This window comes from Candidatus Epulonipiscium viviparus (genome assembly GCF_000171335.1).
In the GTDB taxonomy this organism is placed as follows: domain Bacteria; phylum Bacillota; class Clostridia; order Lachnospirales; family Cellulosilyticaceae; genus Epulonipiscioides; species Epulonipiscioides viviparus.
The window spans coordinates 1-19,934 of record NZ_ABEQ01000030.3 but is presented as its reverse complement, the minus strand read 5'-3'; the positions used below and the strand labels follow the sequence as shown (position 1 = coordinate 19,934).

The 19,934-nt window shown below is 42.0% G+C and carries 18 protein-coding genes; all 18 read right to left on the bottom strand.

Going from position 1 to position 19,934, the window contains the following annotated elements; genetic code table 11:
* Positions 1 to 121: 121 nt before the first annotated feature.
* Complete coding sequence (locus EPU_RS05750; RefSeq protein ID WP_029488097.1) at positions 122 to 2,584, bottom strand: hypothetical protein; 2,463 nt, start codon at positions 2,582 to 2,584, stop codon at positions 122 to 124.
* Between the two features lie 70 nt (positions 2,585 to 2,654).
* Positions 2,655 to 3,302, bottom strand: a complete 648-nt coding sequence (locus EPU_RS05745) for a hypothetical protein (protein WP_029488096.1) — start codon at positions 3,300 to 3,302, stop codon at positions 2,655 to 2,657.
* 135 nt (positions 3,303 to 3,437) lie between these two features.
* Positions 3,438 to 4,553, bottom strand: coding sequence for a hypothetical protein (locus EPU_RS05740; protein ID WP_010167521.1), 1,116 nt, complete (start codon positions 4,551 to 4,553; stop codon positions 3,438 to 3,440).
* A gap of 36 nt (positions 4,554 to 4,589) precedes the next feature.
* Positions 4,590 to 5,780 carry a hypothetical protein gene (locus EPU_RS05735; protein WP_010167520.1) on the bottom strand — a complete coding sequence of 397 codons (1,191 nt, stop codon included), beginning with the start codon at positions 5,778 to 5,780 and terminating at the stop codon, positions 4,590 to 4,592.
* Between the two features lie 15 nt (positions 5,781 to 5,795).
* The gene (locus tag EPU_RS05730) at positions 5,796 to 6,965 is read right to left on the bottom strand and encodes a hypothetical protein (RefSeq protein ID WP_029488095.1); all 1,170 of its coding nucleotides are present in this window, start codon (positions 6,963 to 6,965) and stop codon (positions 5,796 to 5,798) included.
* Positions 6,966 to 7,014: 49 nt separating this feature from the next.
* Positions 7,015 to 8,160 carry a hypothetical protein gene (locus EPU_RS05725; RefSeq protein ID WP_010167518.1) on the bottom strand — a complete coding sequence of 382 codons (1,146 nt, stop codon included), beginning with the start codon at positions 8,158 to 8,160 and terminating at the stop codon, positions 7,015 to 7,017.
* 86 nt (positions 8,161 to 8,246) lie between these two features.
* Positions 8,247 to 8,606 (bottom strand): hypothetical protein, encoded by a 360-nt coding sequence (locus EPU_RS05720; RefSeq protein WP_010167517.1) that lies wholly within the window; start codon positions 8,604 to 8,606, stop codon positions 8,247 to 8,249.
* Between the two features lie 103 nt (positions 8,607 to 8,709).
* Entirely contained in the window at positions 8,710 to 9,375 is a 666-nt protein-coding gene (locus EPU_RS05715; protein ID WP_010167516.1) for a hypothetical protein, read from the bottom strand.
* Positions 9,376 to 9,609: 234 nt separating this feature from the next.
* Positions 9,610 to 10,266, bottom strand: a complete 657-nt coding sequence (locus EPU_RS05710; RefSeq protein ID WP_010167514.1) for a hypothetical protein — start codon at positions 10,264 to 10,266, stop codon at positions 9,610 to 9,612.
* A gap of 1,395 nt (positions 10,267 to 11,661) precedes the next feature.
* Complete coding sequence (locus EPU_RS05705) at positions 11,662 to 12,318, bottom strand: hypothetical protein (protein ID WP_010167510.1); 657 nt, start codon at positions 12,316 to 12,318, stop codon at positions 11,662 to 11,664.
* Between the two features lie 338 nt (positions 12,319 to 12,656).
* Positions 12,657 to 13,313 (bottom strand): hypothetical protein, encoded by a 657-nt coding sequence (locus EPU_RS05700; protein ID WP_010167508.1) that lies wholly within the window; start codon positions 13,311 to 13,313, stop codon positions 12,657 to 12,659.
* A 361-nt stretch (positions 13,314 to 13,674) separates the two neighbouring features.
* Positions 13,675 to 14,778, bottom strand: a complete 1,104-nt coding sequence (gene recA, locus EPU_RS05695) for a recombinase RecA (RefSeq protein ID WP_010167506.1) — start codon at positions 14,776 to 14,778, stop codon at positions 13,675 to 13,677.
* A 15-nt stretch (positions 14,779 to 14,793) separates the two neighbouring features.
* Positions 14,794 to 16,035, bottom strand: a complete 1,242-nt coding sequence (locus EPU_RS05690; RefSeq protein ID WP_010167505.1) for a competence/damage-inducible protein A — start codon at positions 16,033 to 16,035, stop codon at positions 14,794 to 14,796.
* Between the two features lie 41 nt (positions 16,036 to 16,076).
* Positions 16,077 to 16,991 carry an RluA family pseudouridine synthase gene (locus EPU_RS05685; RefSeq protein WP_010167503.1) on the bottom strand — a complete coding sequence of 305 codons (915 nt, stop codon included), beginning with the start codon at positions 16,989 to 16,991 and terminating at the stop codon, positions 16,077 to 16,079.
* 4 nt (positions 16,992 to 16,995) lie between these two features.
* On the bottom strand, positions 16,996 to 17,481 hold the full coding sequence (gene lspA / locus EPU_RS05680; protein WP_010167502.1) for a signal peptidase II: 486 nt from the start codon (positions 17,479 to 17,481) through the stop codon (positions 16,996 to 16,998).
* A complete protein-coding gene (locus EPU_RS05675; protein WP_029488093.1) occupies positions 17,478 to 18,713 on the bottom strand; it encodes a DivIVA domain-containing protein in 1,236 nt (411 codons plus the stop codon). The genes lspA and EPU_RS05675 overlap by 4 nt, the downstream gene beginning before the upstream one ends.
* Before the next feature lie 16 nt (positions 18,714 to 18,729).
* Positions 18,730 to 19,479, bottom strand: coding sequence for a YlmH/Sll1252 family protein (locus EPU_RS11670; RefSeq protein WP_052296467.1), 750 nt, complete (start codon positions 19,477 to 19,479; stop codon positions 18,730 to 18,732).
* Between the two features lie 6 nt (positions 19,480 to 19,485).
* Entirely contained in the window at positions 19,486 to 19,896 is a 411-nt protein-coding gene (gene sepF / locus EPU_RS05665) for a cell division protein SepF (protein WP_010167496.1), read from the bottom strand.
* Positions 19,897 to 19,934: the final 38 nt, after the last annotated feature.

Sequence of the window (19,934 nt, the reverse complement as noted above, 5' to 3'; positions counted from 1 at the left end):
ATACTCAGTAATTGTATAACTTTTCTAAATTTATGTCAACTATGATTTTGTGCTTATAAAAATTGACGAAATAATAAGCGGCAAAAAGTAAAAAAACTCCCCAAAAAGGAGAGTCGCAAAATTAATTTAAGATGGTAAGTTTGACATTAGAAATGACGCCACCAGTGGGCATAGAAATAATGACTTCGTTTAAACCGTCTCGAATAATCGCGGGGTTGGCTATGTCAAAATCCATAAATGTAAATAAGTCTCCGCTCTTGTTTGTATCGTCGAGACTTCTGGTGCCAACATCAACCCCATTGATAGCAACGCTGAGATTTCCTGCAAACCCCTTGCCCTCACGTCCAAAGTTGACCCTTGCTACTGCCGAATTAATCGAYCCCGCATCTGCAACATCAACAGTAAACGTGGCTGCCGCACCGCTAGGAACCAGCTCCTCTACTGAGTAATACGATTCCCGAGCAAGTTTGCCATCAAATACAGTGGCGGGTGCTAGCTGAATTTCAAAKATTGCCATCTCCTGAGCTCGCATATGCACGTTATCCAAATCCTCAACAGCTTCTTCGAGATAGTAGAGCTTTGCGTTTTCAAGATAGCAATGTTTTTTTGATGCGGAAGCGATRTCGGCACCGAAGTCGAAATCGATCTCTACTTGCGAAGGATTTAAGTTGTGAACCGCGAGGTATACTATATCCCCCGCGCGGGCGGCAGTGGTAAATATTCGGTCCTCAATGAGCTCGTCGACTGCAACAACATCGGCAGGTACATACGACCCCGCAAAGTCCTTCCATATATCCACATACGCTTCGAGATAAGTCATTTCATCTTGTATGCCCTGATTTGGATTATTATTGTTTACGTATCGATATAGATTATTRTCGCGAGTAGGTGCCCAGCTAGCGATGGGATACAAATATGGTACATACATATCGATGACCTCTGGGTATTGCATGAAGCGCATCATATAGCCGTTAAACGCCGTGAGATTTTGAAAGTTGTCAATCTCGGTTGTGAGGCTATTGTAGCTGCCAGCCTCGGTAATCATAAGCGGTTTCATATTGTCAGTATTTTCCATATGCCCGATTAACAAATCCATGACGGCTTCAAATCTGCCTGCTAAAAACCCATCAGAGTTGTCCGCACGGCCGTTGACCATCAAGTCAGAGTTTTCGTAAAAATGATGCGAATACCAGTCGAGCGTATCTTTTGTTGCATCCATAAATTCGAGCTGGTRTCTGGCCTCTTCAAAATTGTCGGTTTCGAGATACATAAACGCGCTAGATGGGCCGCCAACCAACGTTTCGGGATTAAGCTCGTGCACTGCGTCGGCAACCATATTGTGGAACTCCGCTAAATATTCCCAAGCAACATCGTCGGAGTGTGTATTAAAAAATTGCCATTCGCCAGAAATTGTAGACTCGTTTTTWACYTCCAAATATTTTGGTGCGTAGTCGCCAAACTTATTATTGAATGCTCTCATTAGATGTGCCGCGGTATCGGCAGCTGCGTCGAAATGTTTGTAGGCTGGAGTTGCCGACTGCGTACTCATTTTGGCACCAGGCTCCCATTGCCAAGTGGGCCACCCGTCAAATGTAATAACATAGTCGTTGCCAATGCTAGGGAACAAATCCGCAGCTTTTTTTTGTAATGCCGGAGCCTCTTGATATGCCGCATATAAGGCATCAACATTGCTATAGCCATCGTCGCCCTCGGTAATGAGTTTGGAAGATTCGAGAGTTTTAAAGTGATACGCACCTCGACCAGGCTCAAATCCCCAATCTTGATATGCCTTCGAAAAAATTTTGTCATCGCTAGAAAGGTTTGCGTTTGTGCTCCCCAACTGAATAGGGCCAGTGTTCACGTGAAGCCTCTTATATGTACTGGGGTCAAATTCTGAGTGCCCATCCAAGCTTATGTTGGTTGTAGCGTCAACGTTAATTGCAACATCGGCAATAGGCAGCTCTGCGCCCAATACGCCATAGGCAGAAACATCGTACTCTAGCGGTACGCCAGCTTGCTCCCACAGATACACCTGGGTGATTGTGCCATTTCCCTTAAATCGAAGCTTATATCCAGAATAGTCTGTTCCGGCTACTGGTGAGCCAATAGGCAGCTTTGAAACTTCTGCTGTTTTGCCATAGGTAACAGTTTTGCCACCGCCACCCTTCCACGAAATATTGTGGTTATCTAGCAGATGCTCCTTGCCGTTGGGTTCAACGAGATAGAGCTTCATCGAATTGCCGTTAAGAAAGTCTCCCGTATAATAAAAGTTACCGAAAAATCGCATTATGCTAGCGATATCTGAGGGTAATTCAATATCAGCCGAGCCGTCGACCGCGAGCGCTGTTGCAGGATAATAAAACGTCACGCGTTGTAAATTCTTTTCGCCGTTAACCTTAGAAATGTAGCTAGCAGGATTAATATTTCGAGATGCGAACGCAGAGGTATAGCTTGCAACAACGTCATCGATGAGCTCAAAGCATCTGGAATTTTCTAAAACAGTAGCTGGCAAATCTGCAGCAAAGGCCGAAGAAGATGCGACCATCATTGTCGCGGCAATAAACAAGTATTTAAATTTCTTCATAATAGTTCCTCCCATAAAAAAAAGTGCTGCCCAACATGGGGGTAGCACACAAATTAGATCAATTGTAAAACTATGAAATATCTTTAATTGTGATGTTATCGATAATGTAGGTAGGGGTATCAAGCCCAGGCATAACATTTTCTACTTCGGGTTCTGCCATATAAAAATCGAGTGCAACAAGGCCGGCGGCGGTATCAACTCCGGGCTGCGAATAGCCRTCATCTGCCCATTTGCCGGTCTTAACTCCGGGAGTGCCTATAATAGCGGCGTCCCAGACAATCTCGCGAGTGCTATTAGGTTCGATGGCAAAGAAAGTCATTCGAGTGTTTCCGTGAATGTCTGTGAGATTGCATCGAATCTGAATCGCCTGATCTAGAGGATTTGTTACAGATGCAACCATCGCCTTGCCAGGGGGAATAGTCCAAATTTGGTTCTGTGGAATGATGCTTAAGTTGTTGATGATATTCCAATCTAAAGAACGATCTGAGAGGGAAATTTTTAATGCTTTAGTGCCATCAATAACTCCGGTGGTYGTGCTAAATTCGGAGTTAAAAGAGCTTCCGGTAATTATCCAACTAGCAGTTTCGCTTTCAAAAGAAACCAATGGAAATTCCATAACGATAGGAGCGGTGCTTTCGGAAGCTTTTGCTGGAGCGGTTGTCATAATAGTAGAGCAAATCATTACGGCGGCAACTGCAGTAGCAAAAAGTTTTTTCATGGTAGAGACCTCCTAAAATTTTATTGTGTACTTCTTGTATATATATTCGCTGCCATAACAGAATTTATAGCAGTAGTATAAGCCATTATCATGGCAAATGCAATGACAAAAAATCTTGGCGCAACGCAGATAAATTTATTGCGGGGTCAATTTAAAGTCCCATTTGAAATCATTTAATAGATCAACATTGCCTTCTGGCATTACAAAATCAAAATTAAGTCCAGCAAGAACTCCTATAGGATTTGCGTCAACGAAAGTTTGTGAGTTGGTAGGCGTTAAAATTTTGATCCCCTTAGGGCTAGATAGAGAAAYATCTAAATTAGTGGTGCCCGCATTACCCAACAAAGCATACGTCTTAAACATCTGAACGTGCATAGTAACTGTATCTCCAGCCGCAACCATTAGCGTGCCATCTGCCGCCGTCGCAAGGTTTTTGCCATCCTTTTTTAATTGTACAGTCATCGAATTTGGAAATGCAGGTGGAGTTCCGCCAACCAAAGTTTTGCCCAATAATGCTTCGTAGTGAGTTTTTGGCAGCGGCATAAAAGCTGCAGCAGCTTCGGTCTTGCCAGGCTTAATGTTGGTGATKGCAAAGCTGGCACCAGAAGGCACAACTCCCTTTTCTACATGAATGTTATCGATAATAAACGCCATAGAAGATTGCCCCTCCATAATGCTAGGCGTAGGTTCTGCGGCATAGAATCGAATTGCCTTAATTTGGCTAGGGTCTACTCCAACTTGCGCGTATCCGGCGTTCCAATCGGCAGATTTTACGCCAGGCTCGCCCCAGTAAGTTTTGTCTATTGCGATTTCACGAGTAGAGTTTGCCGGAATTTTGAAAATAGTAAGTCGCGTATTGCCGAGGTTGTCGGTGATGTTTAAACGAATCTCGCTCTCAAAGTTATTTGGATTGGTTACCGAAGCTTTTAGCGTATCGTATTTGGTAAGGCTCCACACTGTTCCTGCAGGTGGATTGATGGTGCTAGAAGTAAGCGTATTCCAATCTGCTGCGCGAGAAGCGATATCAATTTTGAGTGCTTTAGTTCCGTCGGCATTGGCAATGACATCTACACTACCTGTTGCTGTTGGACCAGAAGTCCAGAGCACTGCCTCSGCGGCTTCAAATGAAATAGGAGCGAAGGCGATTGCTTTGGCTGGTGCCGCTGGTGCCGCTGGTGCTGCTGCCATAGTAAGTCCAACGTTAGACAATGCAACCACACCTGCTAGTGCAAACATAATAAATTTTTTCATAGATAAATCTCCTTTCAAATCAAATAAAGTGTTTGATTATCGAATTGTAATATTATCAATGATATAAACTGGGCTGGTAATGCCAGGCATAGTCTTAAGTTCTGGCTCCGCCATATAGAATGTCATTCCCTTGAGAGCGGACTTGTCGACGCCGTTTAGGTCGTATCCATCTGCGCCCCACTTAGAGTTTTTAACACCAGGAGTTCCGAGTTGCTCGGGCCCCATCACAAGTTCTCGAGTACTATTTGCAGGAATCGAGAAGTACACCATTCGGGTATTGTTGGCAGTATCGGAAAAATTGCATCGTAGTTGAATTGCCGCATCGAGCGGGTTTGTAACAGTGGCTACAACAGAAGTGGCGGTGCCCATATTCCAAATTTCTCCAGGAGGGATGATTGCAAGATTATTGCGGACGCCCCAGTTCATAGATCGTTCTGTAATGGTAACCTTAAGTGCTTTGGTGCCGTCAACTGCTCCTTCTGTTACAATTTCATGTATGTTTGATGGGCCAGTCACATTCCATTTTTTTGCAACGCCGTCCTCAAAAGATGTTATAGGAAAGTTACTTCCTTCTATAGGCATTGCAGGTTCCGCAGGTCCCTTTTCTACATAAAGATTATCGATTATCATTGAGGCGGCATTGATTCCCGGTATAAATTTTGGCTCGGGCTCCGGAAAGTGGAATCGCATTTCTTTAATAGTGCTGGTATCGAGCCCCTTGCCAGAATAGCCGTCGGCTTCCCATTTGGCACTTGCAACACCAGTTTCGCCAAAGTATTCTCCGGTAATTGAAATTTCTCGAGTGGAGTTTGCAGGAACGGTAAAGAATACTAATCTGTTATTTCCGGATGTATCGAGAAAGTTAATTCTAATAGACAAATCAAAATTTTCGGGGTTTGTCAGCGTGGCTTTTATTATATCATTTTTTGCCAAATTCCAAGGCGCTCCATCTGCAGGGGCAACCGTAAGAGAAGTAATTTTGCCCCAATCTGTCGTGCGTCCGTTCATAGAAAGTTTCATGGCCTTCGATCCATCGACAACGCCCGCGGTGCTGATAATATCATGGGAAGCGTATTCACCATAAACATTCCACTTTGAAGCTTCACCATCCTCAAACGAAACTTTAGCAAAATTCCCCACCATAACTATAGGAGCGGTTGCAAAAACTGGTGCTGCCGACATAGTGAACATAAGAGAAGTAATTGCGGCGGTAATAAATTTTTTCATATATTAGACCTCCAATTATTTTGCTCGAACATTGTCAATAATGTACGAAAAGCTTGTGATATCTTTCATAACAGCGGCTTCTGGTTCAGAAACAAAAAATTCAAGCGCTGTAATTTTATTTTTGTTAACCCCTTTTCCAGAGTATCCATCGCCTTTCCAAAGCGCTGCCTGAACCCCAGGAGTTCCTAGTCTTTCTGCATCTATAACGATTTCTTTGTTAGTTTTTGGTGGAATAGTAAAATATACCATTCTAGTATTTTTGTCAGCGTCTATAATATTGGCACGAATCTGAACGAGATAGTCATTGTCGTTGGTAATATGTGCAGTAATCATAGTTGCAGCGCCCATATCCCAAGTTTGACCTGCTGGAATTATATTCAATTTGGTAATTTTGCTCCAGTCAGATTGGCGTTCGGGAACAGTTATTTTAAGCGCATTGGTTCCGTCGACTGCGCCAGTGGCTACGATTTCTTTGATAGGTGCGGCGCCAGTTACGGACCAGTTGCTTTCGCCAGGCTCAAACGATGTRGTWGGGAAAGTTAGTATTGCAGCTGGTTGAACAACTCTGATGTTATCTATAATATACGATGCGCTAGTGACACCTTTCATAACAACAGCTTCGGCTTCAGAAAAATAAAATTCTATACTAGTAATACAAGAAGGATCGATGCCCTTTCCTGCGTAGCCGTCGCCGCTCCAAACATTTTCGRTAACACCAGGAGTTGCCGAGCCAAGCTTAACAGGACTCAAAACTATTTCCGCAGAAGCGCCACCGGCAATTGAAAAGTATGCCATTCTGGAGTTGCCCTTTGCRTCTTTAACTGTAGCTCTAAGTTGAATCAGCTCTGTTCCGGGGTTGGTAACGTTGGCTGCAATAGAGGTGCCGACGCCGATGTTCCAAACACTTCCAGCAGATGGCTTTGCAGTGAGTCGAGTTATGTTKTTGGCATCGGTTGCGCGGCTGGTCATATTTACTTGCAAAGCTTTGAGCCCAGCAGTCGAGCCAGATGTAACTACGGCGCTAGTAGCGTTAGGGCCAGTAACTTGCCAATTAACAGCTTCGCCATCTTCGAAAGAAATGGAATTAAAAGATGTTGCAAGTGACGCAGGAGCAGCGGCCATGACAGAGCCAAAGCTTCCTGCTGAGATAATTCCAGCGATCGCTAATGTAATAAATTTTTTCATAATAAATCCTCCTAAATAAATGATTATGCGGCAATAGGTGATGCTGCGGTTACTTTACTCTAATATTATCAATGGTATAAGAAAAATTGTTTATGCCTTCCATAACGGCAACTTCTGGTTCTGCAATAAAAAATTCGAGCGTTGTAATTTTATGCTTATTAATACCCTTTCCGAAATAACCTTCCGTATCATAGAACCACCGCTCGCTGTGAATTCCAGGAGTTCCTAGCTGCTCAGCACCGATAACGATTTCTTTATTAGCGTTTGCTGGAATCGAAAAGTATACCATTCGAGTATTTTTGTCGGCATCGGCAATGTTGGCGCGAAGTTGAAGCGCGTGGTCATTGTCGTTGGTAACAGATAAAGTAATCATGGTTCTGTCCCCCATATCCCAAACTTGGCCTTCTGGAATTATATGCAATTTGGTAACTTTTTCCCAGTCTGATTGGCGTTCGGGAATGGTTATTTTTAGTGCACTAGTTCCGTCGATGATACCAGCAAACACATTTGTTGGCGCCTCGGTTACTACAAACTGCGTGATAGGCGCTGCGCCAGTTACATGCCAGTTTGATTCCGAAGCTTCAAATGATGTAGTAGGAAAAGTAGAAACTGCTGGAGGTTGAACGAGTCTTATGTTATCTATAATATACGACGCATCAGTGAGATTTTTCATCGCGCTAGTTTCAGGAAAATAAAATTTGAGGCTGCGGATAGAACTAGTATCGATGCCGTTGCCCCAAACAGTTTTGGCAGCGCCTGGGTTTGCAGGGTCCAAAACTATATCCATAGAAGTGCCAGCAGGTATTGAAAAGTCTGTCATTGCGGAGTTGGTCCTTAGGTCTACAATTTCGGCCCTAAGCTGAATCAATTCTGTTCCGGGATTGGTAACAGTTGCGGCAATAGATGTGTTGATGCCTAACTGCCAAACGAATTTGTTAGCAGGTGTTACAACGAGCTTAGCATTGCTATTGGTTGAGTGGTGAGGTATATTTACGTGCAAAGCCTGAATACCATCTGTGGCCCCTTGTGTAACTATCGAACTATTAGATCCTTGCCAATTCATAACTTCTCCAAGTTCAAAAGAGATAGGAGCTAAAGGTGCTCGATCGAATGCTGGAATACCGAAGGCGCCAACGGTAACGCAATTTCCAACAGAGATAATTCCGGCGATTGCTAAAGTAATAAATTTCTTCATGATAAACCTCCTAGGTAATAATTAATGTAGTAATAGTAGTTGTAAAAAGAGTTATATGCGAGACTCCTGGTGTAATAAAAATAAATTTATTGTACAGCAACTGTAGTTTTTGGCAATATTTTCCTCTTTGATAAATCATCATGCAAGCGTAGTAACAGATGCTGGTTTGAGAGCGATGTCATCTTTGCATTGAGCTTGGCATTATCAGAGATATTGGTTGAGTGGCGAGGTATATTTACTTGCAAAGTCTGAACACTTCCGGTGGCATCTTCCGCCATTATTGAGCTATTAGATTTTRTAATCTCCCAGTTCGTAACTTCGCTACATGTAACAGAGATAGGAGCCAAAGGTGGTGGATTTGATGATGCAACACCGAAAATACTAATAGTGAAAAAGTTTATAATAGAGATAGATACTATGATTGTTAAATTAATAAATTTCTTCACGATGTAATCCTCCTAGCTGATTATTTCATATAAACGTAACAATAGGAGCTGCATAAAGAAGTTATACGCAAGGCTCCTGTTGTAATAATGTAATTCAGAAAATTTATTGCGCAGGTACAGCGACAGGAGCTGGCTTGAGAGTGATGTTGTCGATTATATAAACTGGAGACGCGACACCAGGCATAACTTTTTCGAGCTCTGGTTCGGCAACATAAAAACTCATGGCTTTGATAGCAGTTTCGTCGACGCCTTTTTGGCCATATCCATCAGTTTTCCAAGATCCGTTAGCGACGCCAGGCTCACCGAAAGTTTCAGCCGTATACATAATTTCGCGAGTACTATTGGCAGGAACTAGGAAAAATGCCATCCTGGTATTGCCAACATTATCAGAGATATTCCATCTAATTTGAAGACCTTGATCGGACGGATTAGTAACAGATGCGGCAACAACCTGGCCCTCTGGTACGCTCCAAATGGTCCCAGCTGCTGGATTTACATGAAGCTTAGTGAGAATGCCCCAGTCGGTTTGGCGAGTTGTAGCCGTAACTTTAAGAGCCTGAGTTCCATCTACAACGCCAGCGTTAGTGACAACTTCAAATTGAGCAGCAGGGCCGCCAACAGCCCATCCGTCAGCAGTTTCGAAAGACATAGTAGGAAGTGGAACGGTAACAGTTGGAGCGGCAGGTGCGGCAGGTGCGGCAGCCATGACAGAGCCAAAGCTTCCGATAGAGATAATGCTTGCGATTGTGAATGCAAAGAATTTTTTCATAATATTATCCTCCTCGATGAATAATTATTGTGCAGATACAGGCGTTAGTTTAAGAGTGATGTTGCCGATGATATAAGATGGAGATGCGACATCAGGCATAACTTTTTCGAGCTCTGGTTTGGCAACTGACTATTGCGCAGATACGAGATCTGGTTTAAGAGTGATGTTGCCGATGATATAAGATGGAGATGTGACATCAGGCATAACTTTTTCGAGCTCTGGTTCGGCAACTGACTATTGCGCAGGTACAGCAACAGGAGCTGGCTTGATGGTGATGTTGTCGATTATATAAACTGGAGACGCGACACCAGGCATAACTTTTTCGAGCTCTGGTTCGGCAACATAAAAACTCAAGGCTTTGATAGCAGTTTCGTCGACGCCTTTTTGGCCATATCCATCAGTTTTCCAAGATCCGTTAGCGACGCCAGGCTCACCGAAAGTTTCAGCCGTATACATAATTTCGCGAGTACTATTGGCAGGAACTAGGAAATATGCCATCCTACCATTGTTTGCGCTATCAGAAATATTCCATCTAATTTGAAGATCAGTAGCAGCAGGATTGGTGATAGTTGCAGCAACAACATGCCCTTCTGGTACGGACCAAAGGGTGCCGGCAGGAGCATTGATTCCAAGTTTTGTAAGAATGTTCCAGTCGGTTTGGCGAGTTGTCGCAGTAACCTTAAGAGCCTGAGTTCCATCTACAACGCCAGCGTTAGTGACAATTTCGAATTGAGCGGCAGGCCCACCAACAGCCCATCCGTCAGCAGTTTCGAAAGACATAGTAGGAAGTGGAACAGTAACAGTTGGAGCGGCAGGTGCGGCAGCCATGACAGAGCCAAAGCTTCCGATAGAGATAATTCCCGCAATTGCGAATGCAAAGAATTTTTTCATAATATTATCCTCCTCGATAAATAATTATTGTGCAGATACGAGATCTGGTTTAAGAGTGATGTTGCCGATGATATAAGATGGAGATGCGACACCAGGCATAACTTTTTCAAGCTCTGGTTCGGCAACTGACTATTGCGCAGATACGAGATCTGGTTTAAGAGTGATGTTGTCGATGATATAAGATGGAGATGCGACACCAGGCATAACTTTTTCAAGCTCTGGTTCGGCAACTGACTATTGCGCAGGTACGAGATCTGGTTTAAGAGTGATGTTGCCGATGATATAAGATGGAGATGCGACACCAGGCATAACTTTTTCGAGCTCTGGTTTGGCAACTGACTATTGCGCAGATACAGGTGATGGTTTGATAGTGATGTTGCCGATGATATAAGATGGAGATGCGACACCAGGCATAACTTTTTCGAGCTCTGGTTTGGCAACTGACTATTGCGCAGATACGAGATCTGGTTTAAGAGTGATGTTGCCGATGATATAAGATGGAGATGCGACACCAGGCATAACTTTTTCAAGCTCTGGTTTGGCAACTGACTATTGCGCAGGTACGAGATCTGGTTTAAGAGTGATGTTGCCGATGATATAAGATGGAGATGCGACATCAGGCATAACTTTTTCGAGCTCTGGTTCGGCAACTGACTATTGCGCAGATACGAGATCTGGTTTAAGAGTGATGTTGCCGATGATATAAGATGGAGATGCGACACCAGGCATAACTTTTTCGAGCTCTGGTTTGGCAACTGACTATTGCGCAGATACAGGCGCTGGTTTAAGAGTGATGTTGCCGATGATATAAGATGGAGATGCGACATCAGGCATAACTTTTTCGAGCTCTGGTTTGGCAACTGACTATTGCGCAGATACAGGCGCTGGTTTGATAGTGATGTTGCCGATGATATAAACTGGAGATGCGACACCAGGCGTAGCTTTTTCGAGCTCTGGTTTGGCAACTGACTATTGCGCAGATACGAGATCTGGTTTAAGAGTGATGTTGCCGATGATATAAGATGGAGATGCAACTCCAGGCATAACTTTTTCGAGCTCTGGTTTGGCAACTGACTATTGCGCAGGTACAGCAACAGGAGCTGGCTTGATAGTGATGTTGTCGATTATATAAACCGGAGATGCGACACCAGGCATAACTTTTTCAAGCTCTGGTTCGGCAACTGACTATTGCGCAGATACGAGATCTGGTTTAAGAGTGATGTTGCCGATGATATAAACTGGAGATGCGACATCAGGCATAACTTTTTCGAGCTCTGGTTCGGCAACTGACTATTGCGCAGATACAGGCGYTGGTTTAAGAGTGATGTTGCCGATGATATAAGATGGAGATGCGACACCAGGCATAACTTTTTCAAGCTCTGGTTCGGCAACTGACTATTGCGCAGGTACAGCAACAGGAGCTGGCTTGAGAATGATGTTGTCGATGATATAAACTGGAGACGCGACACCAGGCATAACTTTTTCGAGCTCTGGTTCGGCAACATAAAAACTCATGGCTTTGATAGCAGTTTCGTCGACGCCTTTTTGGCCATATCCATCAGTTTTCCAAGATCCGTTAGCGACGCCAGGCTCACCGAAAGTTTCAGCCGTATACATAATTTCGCGAGTACTATTGGCAGGAACTAGGAAATATGCCATCCTACCATTGTTTGCGCTATCAGAAATATTCCATCTAATTTGAAGATCAGTAGCAGCAGGATTGGTGATAGTTGCAGCAACAACATGCCCTTCTGGTACGGACCAAAGGGTGCCGGCAGGAGCATTGATTCCAAGTTTTGTAAGAATGTTCCAGTCGGTTTGGCGAGTTGTCGCAGTAACCTTAAGAGCCTGAGTTCCATCTACAACGCCAGCGTTAGTGACAATTTCGAATTGAGCGGCAGGCCCACCAACAGCCCATCCGTCAGCAGTTTCGAAAGACATAGTAGGAAGTGGAACAGTAACAGTTGGAGCGGCAGGTGCGGCAGCCATGACAGAGCCAAAGCTTCCGATAGAGATAATTCCYGCAATTGCGAATGCAAAGAATTTTTTCATAATATTATCCTCCTCGATAAATAATTATTGTGCAGATACGAGATCTGGTTTAAGAGTGATGTTGCCGATGATATAAGATGGAGATGCGACACCAGGCATAACTTTTTCAAGCTCTGGTTCGGCAACTGACTATTGCGCAGATACGAGATCTGGTTTAAGAGTGATGTTGTCGATGATATAAGATGGAGATGCGACACCAGGCATAACTTTTTCRAGCTCTGGTTCGGCAACTGACTATTGCGCAGRTACAGGCGCTGGTTTAAGAGTGATGTTGCCGATGATATAAGATGGAGATGCGACACCAGGCATAACTTTTCAAGCTCTGGTTCGGCAACTGACTATTGCGCAGGTACAGCAACAGGAGCTGGCTTGAGAATGATGTTGTCGATGATATAAACTGGAGACGCGACACCAGGCATAACTTTTTCGAGCTCTGGTTCGGCAACATAAAAACTCATGGCTTTGATAGCAGTTTCGTCGACGCCTTTTTGGCCATATCCATCAGTTTTCCAAGATCCGTTAGCGACGCCAGGCTCACCGAAAGTTTCAGCCGTATACATAATTTCGCGAGTACTATTGGCAGGAACTAGGAAATATGCCATCCTACCATTGTTTGCGCTATCAGAAATATTCCATCTAATTTGAAGATCAGTAGCAGCAGGATTGGTGATAGTTGCAGCAACAACATGCCCTTCTGGTACGGACCAAAGGGTGCCGGCAGGAGCATTGATTCCAAGTTTTGTAAGAATGTTCCAGTCGGTTTGGCGAGTTGTCGCAGTAACCTTAAGAGCCTGAGTTCCATCTACAACGCCAGCGTTAGTGACAATTTCGAATTGAGCAGCAGGCCCRCCAACAGCCCATCCGTCAGCAGTTTCGAAAGACATAGTAGGAAGTGGAACGGTAACAGTTGGAGCGGCAGGTGCGGCAGCCATGACAGAGCCAAAGCTTCCGATAGAGATAATGCTTGCGATTGTGAATGCAAAGAATTTTTTCATAATATTATCCTCCTAATTTTGATATAATTATTCTGGAAATATAAAAATGATCTTAACGGTTTTTATCATATATGTATTTAGGCATAAAAAATACTAGAAATAAGCAAGGGTTAAAATCATATTTGTGAAAAATACCATTTTAATTATTTCCATGTTCTACTATTATAGTAATAAAAAGGTAATCTGTCAATCGGTATTTGTTACAAAACATTAACTATAAATATGCGATGACATTACATTATTTTCCAATAAAAAAATGGGCAATGGTTATAGTTGCCCATTTCATTATATCGAATTGGTTAATAAGTGTATATGGCACATCAAATTTAGTGATTTTGGTGATTTTTTCTGAGTAAATATTTTATATACTGGATGCGTTGTTCAAGTCGTCTAAGTCGTCTAAGTCATCTGAATCATCAAATTCACCCAAATCATCAAAGTGTTCGGTAATTTCTAAGTTTTGCAAATTATCAAACCTCTTAAAGGCATAATAATCTCGAACGGCTGTATCAATTTCGTTTAAAATTGACTGGTTTTCTTGTAAGAACTTTTTGGCATTCTCTCGGCCTTGTCCGATTTTCGTGCCATTATATGAATACCAAGCTCCACCTTTAGCAACGATGTCAATATTAACGGCTGTGTCCAATATATCTCCAATAGAAGAAATTCCTTCGCCATAGATAATATCAAATTCTGCTTGTTTAAATGGAGGAGCAATTTTATTCTTAACAACTTTTACACGAGTTTTGCTGCCGATTATTTCTGTCGCATTCTTGATAGTTTCGGCTTTTCTGATATCAAGTCGTACAGAAGAATAGAACTTGAGCGCGCGTCCGCCCGGGGTTGTTTCGGGATTACCAAATATAACGCCCACTTTTTCTCGAAGCTGATTAATAAATATAACTGTACAATTGGATTTATTTACTAGCCCTGTAAGTTTTCTAAGTGCTTGCGACATAAGCCTAGCCTGAAGACCGACATGAGAATCACCCATATTTCCGTCGATCTCCGCACGCGGAACTAGCGCTGCCACAGAGTCTATTACAACAAGGTTTATGGCTTGAGAATGAACCATAGTTTCGGCAATTTCTAATGCTTGCTCACCGTTATCGGGTTGCGAAACATACAAGTCGGAAATGTTTACGCCCAGCCTTTGCGCATACTCAGGGTCTAGAGCATGCTCCGCATCTATGAATGCGGCTATGCCTCCGCTTTTTTGTACCTCTGCAATCATATGGAGTGTTAAAGTGGTTTTTCCAGAAGATTCGGGGCCAAATACCTCKACAATTCTGCCAATAGGAATACCTCCAGCGCCAAGAGCAATATCGAGGCTAATTGCTCCGGTAGAAAATGTTTTGATTTTTGTATTTATAGAATCTCCAAGTTTCATAATGGAGCCTTTTCCAAATTTTTTCTCAATCTTTGATACAGCTTCTTCAACTGCTTTTAGTGCATCTGTATTCATATATACTCCTCAATATTAAAAATTTTGTAGCAGTCGAGCGAGATGCTGTAACGCATATGCCGTAGTGAGGCTTCTAATCTCTGTTCTCGTACCGTATAAATTAACTTTAAAACAACTTATGTTATTGTTTAATGCAATGCCTATATAAATTAGACCAACGGGTTTAGCAATAGTGCCACCAGTGGGTCCTGCAATACCGGTTGTTGAAATAGCAACGTCTGCACCAGTTAGTTTTTGCGCACCTAAGGCCATTTCACGAGCAACTTCTTCGCTTACCGCACCATATTTATTCAGCGTTTCTTCCGTAACACCTAGTGTCTTTATCTTTGCCGCGTTAGAATATGTTACAAAAGCCTCGTTAATAATATTAGACGCACCACTCACATTAATTAATCTCGAAGCAAGCATACCGCCCGTACAAGATTCTGCAGTAGTAATAGTAAAAGATTTTTCAGATAGAAGGTCATAGACCAGTTCTTCTGCTACCTTTTTAGTATCGCCAATAACAAAAGTTTTTAATCGTTCGACGATCTGATTTTTATAATAATTTATATTGGTTAAAATTTCATCTTCTGAATGGCCATATCCCTTGATGCGGATGCTAACAAACCCTTCGCCCAAATAGGGAGCAACCTCAACGCGACGGTCTGCAAAGACACCAAGGAGGTCATCGATTTCAACAGCAATGTAGCTTTCGCCAATACCAAGCAAACGAACTTCTTCGGTTAAGCACATCGTATCTAACATCTTAAGAACAAAATTCTTAATAAAGTAGTCAAACATAGGGCGAAGCTCTCGAGGAGGCCCAGGAAATAAAGCAACAGTAATGCCCTCATGATCAAAYACACAACCAGGGGCAGTGCCGTTATGATTAGGAATAAGCGACGCAGTGGCAGGGAGCAGGGCTTGTTTATAATTACTATCTAGCATAGTTTTTTGAAGCTTTCTAAAAAATTCTTTGATCTCGTCATAAGCTTCTTCACATAGGATCAATTCTAGTCCAAAATACTCCGCAACAACCTCTTTGGTMAGATCATCTTTAGTAGGCCCCAATCCACCACATAAAATGATCATATCTGCACGCGCCTTTGCAACATCTAGAGCATTGCAAATATCCTCGGACCTATCGCGAATAGCAGTGTGATAGCAAACTTCTAATCCATATTTTTCAAATTCACTAGACATAAAGCTAGCATTGGTGTTGACAGTATAACCATATACAACTTCATTTCCAACGGCAATTAATTCAATTTTCATAAATATAAACTCCTTTGTTAATATAGTAGCATCTATAGAAGCTATAGCATCTGTAACCTCCCGATGGTGTGTAAAAATTCGGTTGGCAATACACTCTCAAAACGCATAAACTGTTGTGATGAAGGATGAATAAAACCCAACACCCGCGCATGGAGCATCTGAGTTTGCAGATTAAATAAATGCTTTGAGCGTCCATATAAAGGATCCCCCAGAAGTGGGTGACCTATACTAGTTAGATGTACTCGAATTTGGTGAGTGCGCCCTGTTTGAAGCGAAAGCTCGATATGAGTGGCATTGCCAAAGCGTTCAAGGACGCGGCATTCGGTAACAGCGCGTCGGCCATTTTCTACAATAGCCATTTTCTTGCGATCCTTAGGATTTCTAGCAATAGGTCTATCAATAGTGAAAAAATCTTCTTTTATATTTCCATATACTAGCGCATTATATTTTCGTTCAATATTATGATCCTTGAGAAGATCTGATAAAAATACGTGAGAATGATCGTTTTTGGCAACCATAAGAAGGCCGGTGGTGTCCTTATCTATTCGATGAACAATGCCAGGACGAATTTCGCCATTGATGCCAGACAAGCTATCTTTGGCATAAAAAAGCAGAGCATTAACGAGTGTATCATTGTAATGCCCTGCACTGGGATGAACAACCATATTTTTGGGTTTATTTACAATTAAAATATCGGAGTCTTCATATATAATATCGAGCTTAATCTCACTCGGAGTAATATCAACTTCGCGAGGAGGCGCAATAGTAAACTCAATGGTATCTCCAGTTTTAATTCGAGTTCGAGCTGGTGCGACTTTACCATTTATAAGAAGCAAACCGAGCTCTATTTGTTTTTGGATATATGAGCGTGTATACTGAGGCAGCTGCTCAGTTAAAAATTTGTCTACTCGTATATCGGCAATATTATTTATTGTTAAAAGTAGTTTATCGTTCAAAATGTCATCCTTTTTCTATTTTATTTTTGTGTGCAGCAAAAAAGTCTTCTAACATAAGACCTCCGGCAAGGAAAATGGTGCCCGTCACAACACATACATCGGCAATATTAAATACAGGAAAATCGATTAATATAAAGTAAAACATATCGACAACATATCCCAAGAAGACGCGGTCGATCAAATTGCCAATGGCACCGCTGATAATAAGTGTGAGAGAAATTTTATAAAACGTTCCCAACTTAGTGTGAGGAATTCGAGGCCAATAGAACAAAATTCCTCCCAAAACGATAATGGTAATGATAATAAAAAACCACTGCCTGTCTTGGAACATACCAAATGCCGCGCCACGATTTTCGACATACGCAAAATGAAAAACATCTTGAATGATCGGAATATCGGCCGCACCTTGTAGTGTATTGACAGCCCACCTCTTTACAAGCTGATCAGCAACAATTAATATAATAGAAATAAATAGTAATAAAAGTGTCATTGTATTCCTTTCTTGGTAGCATCAGTAACATTGGTAACATTTGGATTTGTAGGTGAAAGGTTAACAGTTTGGACCAATTCATCTATGGCATTGCTGAGAAGATTTTGTATGGTACCAGCGGTTTGAATAACTTCAGATGGATCAAAAAATAGAGATTCTCTTGGTGGAGCATTGGCTTGCGGAGTATTTGGTTGAGTAGGTTCGGGTTCATCAACAAGAACTGAATTATCTGTGGTGTTGTGACGAATGACCTTACTAATTTTAATTTTAGTAGACTGAGTTTTGGGATTTGTCACCGATGCGACAACATTAGGAGTCGCCATAGCTGACGCAACTTCAGGAGYCGTCGCAACTTCAGGAGCYGYCGCACCTTTAGGAGTCGTCGCACCTTTAGGAGTCGTCGCACCTTTAGGAGCCGCCGCACCTTTAGGAGNCGNCGCACCTTTAGGAGTTGCCGCACCTTTAGGAGCCGTCGTACCTTTAGGAGCCGCCGCAACCTCAGGAGTYGYCGCAACCTCAGGAGTCGCCGCAACYTCAGGAGATGTCACTTTGGGACGAATTATTTTAGGTGTAACGGTTTGCTTTATCTCAGACCCCACTGGTTCAAGTTCGGGAGATGGAGGCGTATGTTTTAAGCGACGATCTATTGTACTGGTTAAAAGTTCAACTGATTTACTAATGCTTTCAATAGGAGAAGGTTTTTCTAAATTTGTGAGATGTTCCCTAACCGTATTTGTAATGATAGCATAGATTTTGTTATAAGAATTAACAAGCTCCTGTAGCTCATTTTTACTTTTTTCGAGCAATGCCTTGGTGTTTAAATCGATATCGTGAGCGCTCCTGATCGCCTCGTTGCGAATAGACGCGGCATCGCTTCGAGCTTTTTCTCTCATTTGCTGAGCATCAATTCGTGCGCTATGTTTAAGTGTTTCTATGTCTTTTAGAATAGATTGCTTTTGGCTAATAGCGGATTCTTCGGCATTGCGTTTGGTATCAGAAGCTGTTTTTTCGGCAAGAACCAGAGCGTTTTGAATGGTTTGCTCCATGGATCTGTAATATTGAATTGCCTGGGATAAATTGGTATTTTGATCTTGAAGTGCCTGGTTATCAGCAAGTAGAGTCTCGATAGTATCGCATACGTCTTGAACGAACGAGTCAACATCTTCTATGCTATACCCACGCAAGGTAGTTTTTTTAAATTCTTTGTTTCTGATATTTTCAATGTATAACATGTAATATCCCCTTTTATTAAAATCTCTTAACTTTAATGTAAATTTTCTTTTTCTTGCTGAGGCCACCTATTTCGTCTAGAATTAATTTTCCGTAGCCTCTAAGTGTAAGAGTATCACCTGTTTTTACACTAAATGAACTATTATTTATAACCAGCCCATTTAACTTAGCTTTTTCGGATTTAATAAGTTTGCTAGATTCGTTGCGTGAAAGATTAAATATAGCACATAAAATAACATCGACTCGCAGTGAAGAAACCGAAGTAGTAATTTCGGTGAATTTGGGTACAGGTATTTCGAGTTCGTTATTGCTAATAATAGAGGTTTCGATTTTGGTAAATCGAGCAATTTTCGATAGGTTAAATCGTATATATTCTGCAACATCAATATGACAAAATACATAGGCACCAAAAGAGGTGACAACGATATCTCCTATTTTTGCTCGACTAATTCCAAGAGATAAAATACTGCCTAAAAAATCTCTGTGCGTTAATTCTTTACCAAACCCAGTTTTTACGTCTATTTTAAGTATAGCAATGGGATTAACGAGGGGCTCATCAAACGGTGTGATACATACAATCGAGCGGCTAGCTTYGGGGTATCCACCCARCAAATAAAAATCGGTTGTATATTTAGATAAAACACCATTTGCCCAGTCGGTTTCATAAAAATCAGTAAAGAACTCCCTGTATTCTGATTCGTACTTACTAATAGTTTTGAGAAAAAGCTTTTCCTCAGCTGATTTTATGTTTTCCCAATTAATTTTCATTTAGTTTCAGTCTCTCTTTAGAGTAATGGATTCTGGTAGCATAACATAAATTTTKGATGCAAACATTTCGAGCGTACCGTTAACGGCATAGCTAACGCCAGACAAATAATCAATAGCACGTTGAATTTCTGGGTCAGACAATCTCTCCATATTTACAATTTGAGGCTTTTTGTCTCTAATATATTTTGCAACATCACCAGTCGCTTCGTATCCAGACATAGTTACTGTTACCAACTCTGTAAGACTAACCTCCTTTTTTTCTTTTACAGTTTGTGCTGCACGAATAGAAACAGGAGGTGTATATACGGTTTCTTTTATCACAGGTTTAACCTCCTCGAACATAATATTTTCATGAGTATCAGAAAAATCGATATCTTCGTCATAATTTTGTGCGAACATGTTTTTTAACCATTTCATTTGTTTTCCCCCCAGGTTATTATCTTAGCCCTAAAAAT

Excerpts from the sequence above, each read along its gene's own strand:
- EPU_RS05715 (WP_010167516.1), bottom strand. The coding sequence starts at position 9,375 with ATGAAAAAATTCTTTGCATTCACAATCGCAAGCATTATCTCTATCGGA.
- EPU_RS05735 (WP_010167520.1), bottom strand. The coding sequence starts at position 5,780 with ATGAAAAAATTTATTACCGCCGCAATTACTTCTCTTATGTTCACTATG.
- EPU_RS05725 (WP_010167518.1), bottom strand. The coding sequence starts at position 8,160 with ATGAAGAAATTTATTACTTTAGCAATCGCCGGAATTATCTCTGTTGGA.
- lspA (WP_010167502.1), bottom strand. The coding sequence starts at position 17,481 with ATGACACTTTTATTACTATTTATTTCTATTATATTAATTGTTGCTGAT.
- EPU_RS05710 (WP_010167514.1), bottom strand. The coding sequence starts at position 10,266 with ATGAAAAAATTCTTTGCATTCGCAATTGCGGGAATTATCTCTATCGGA.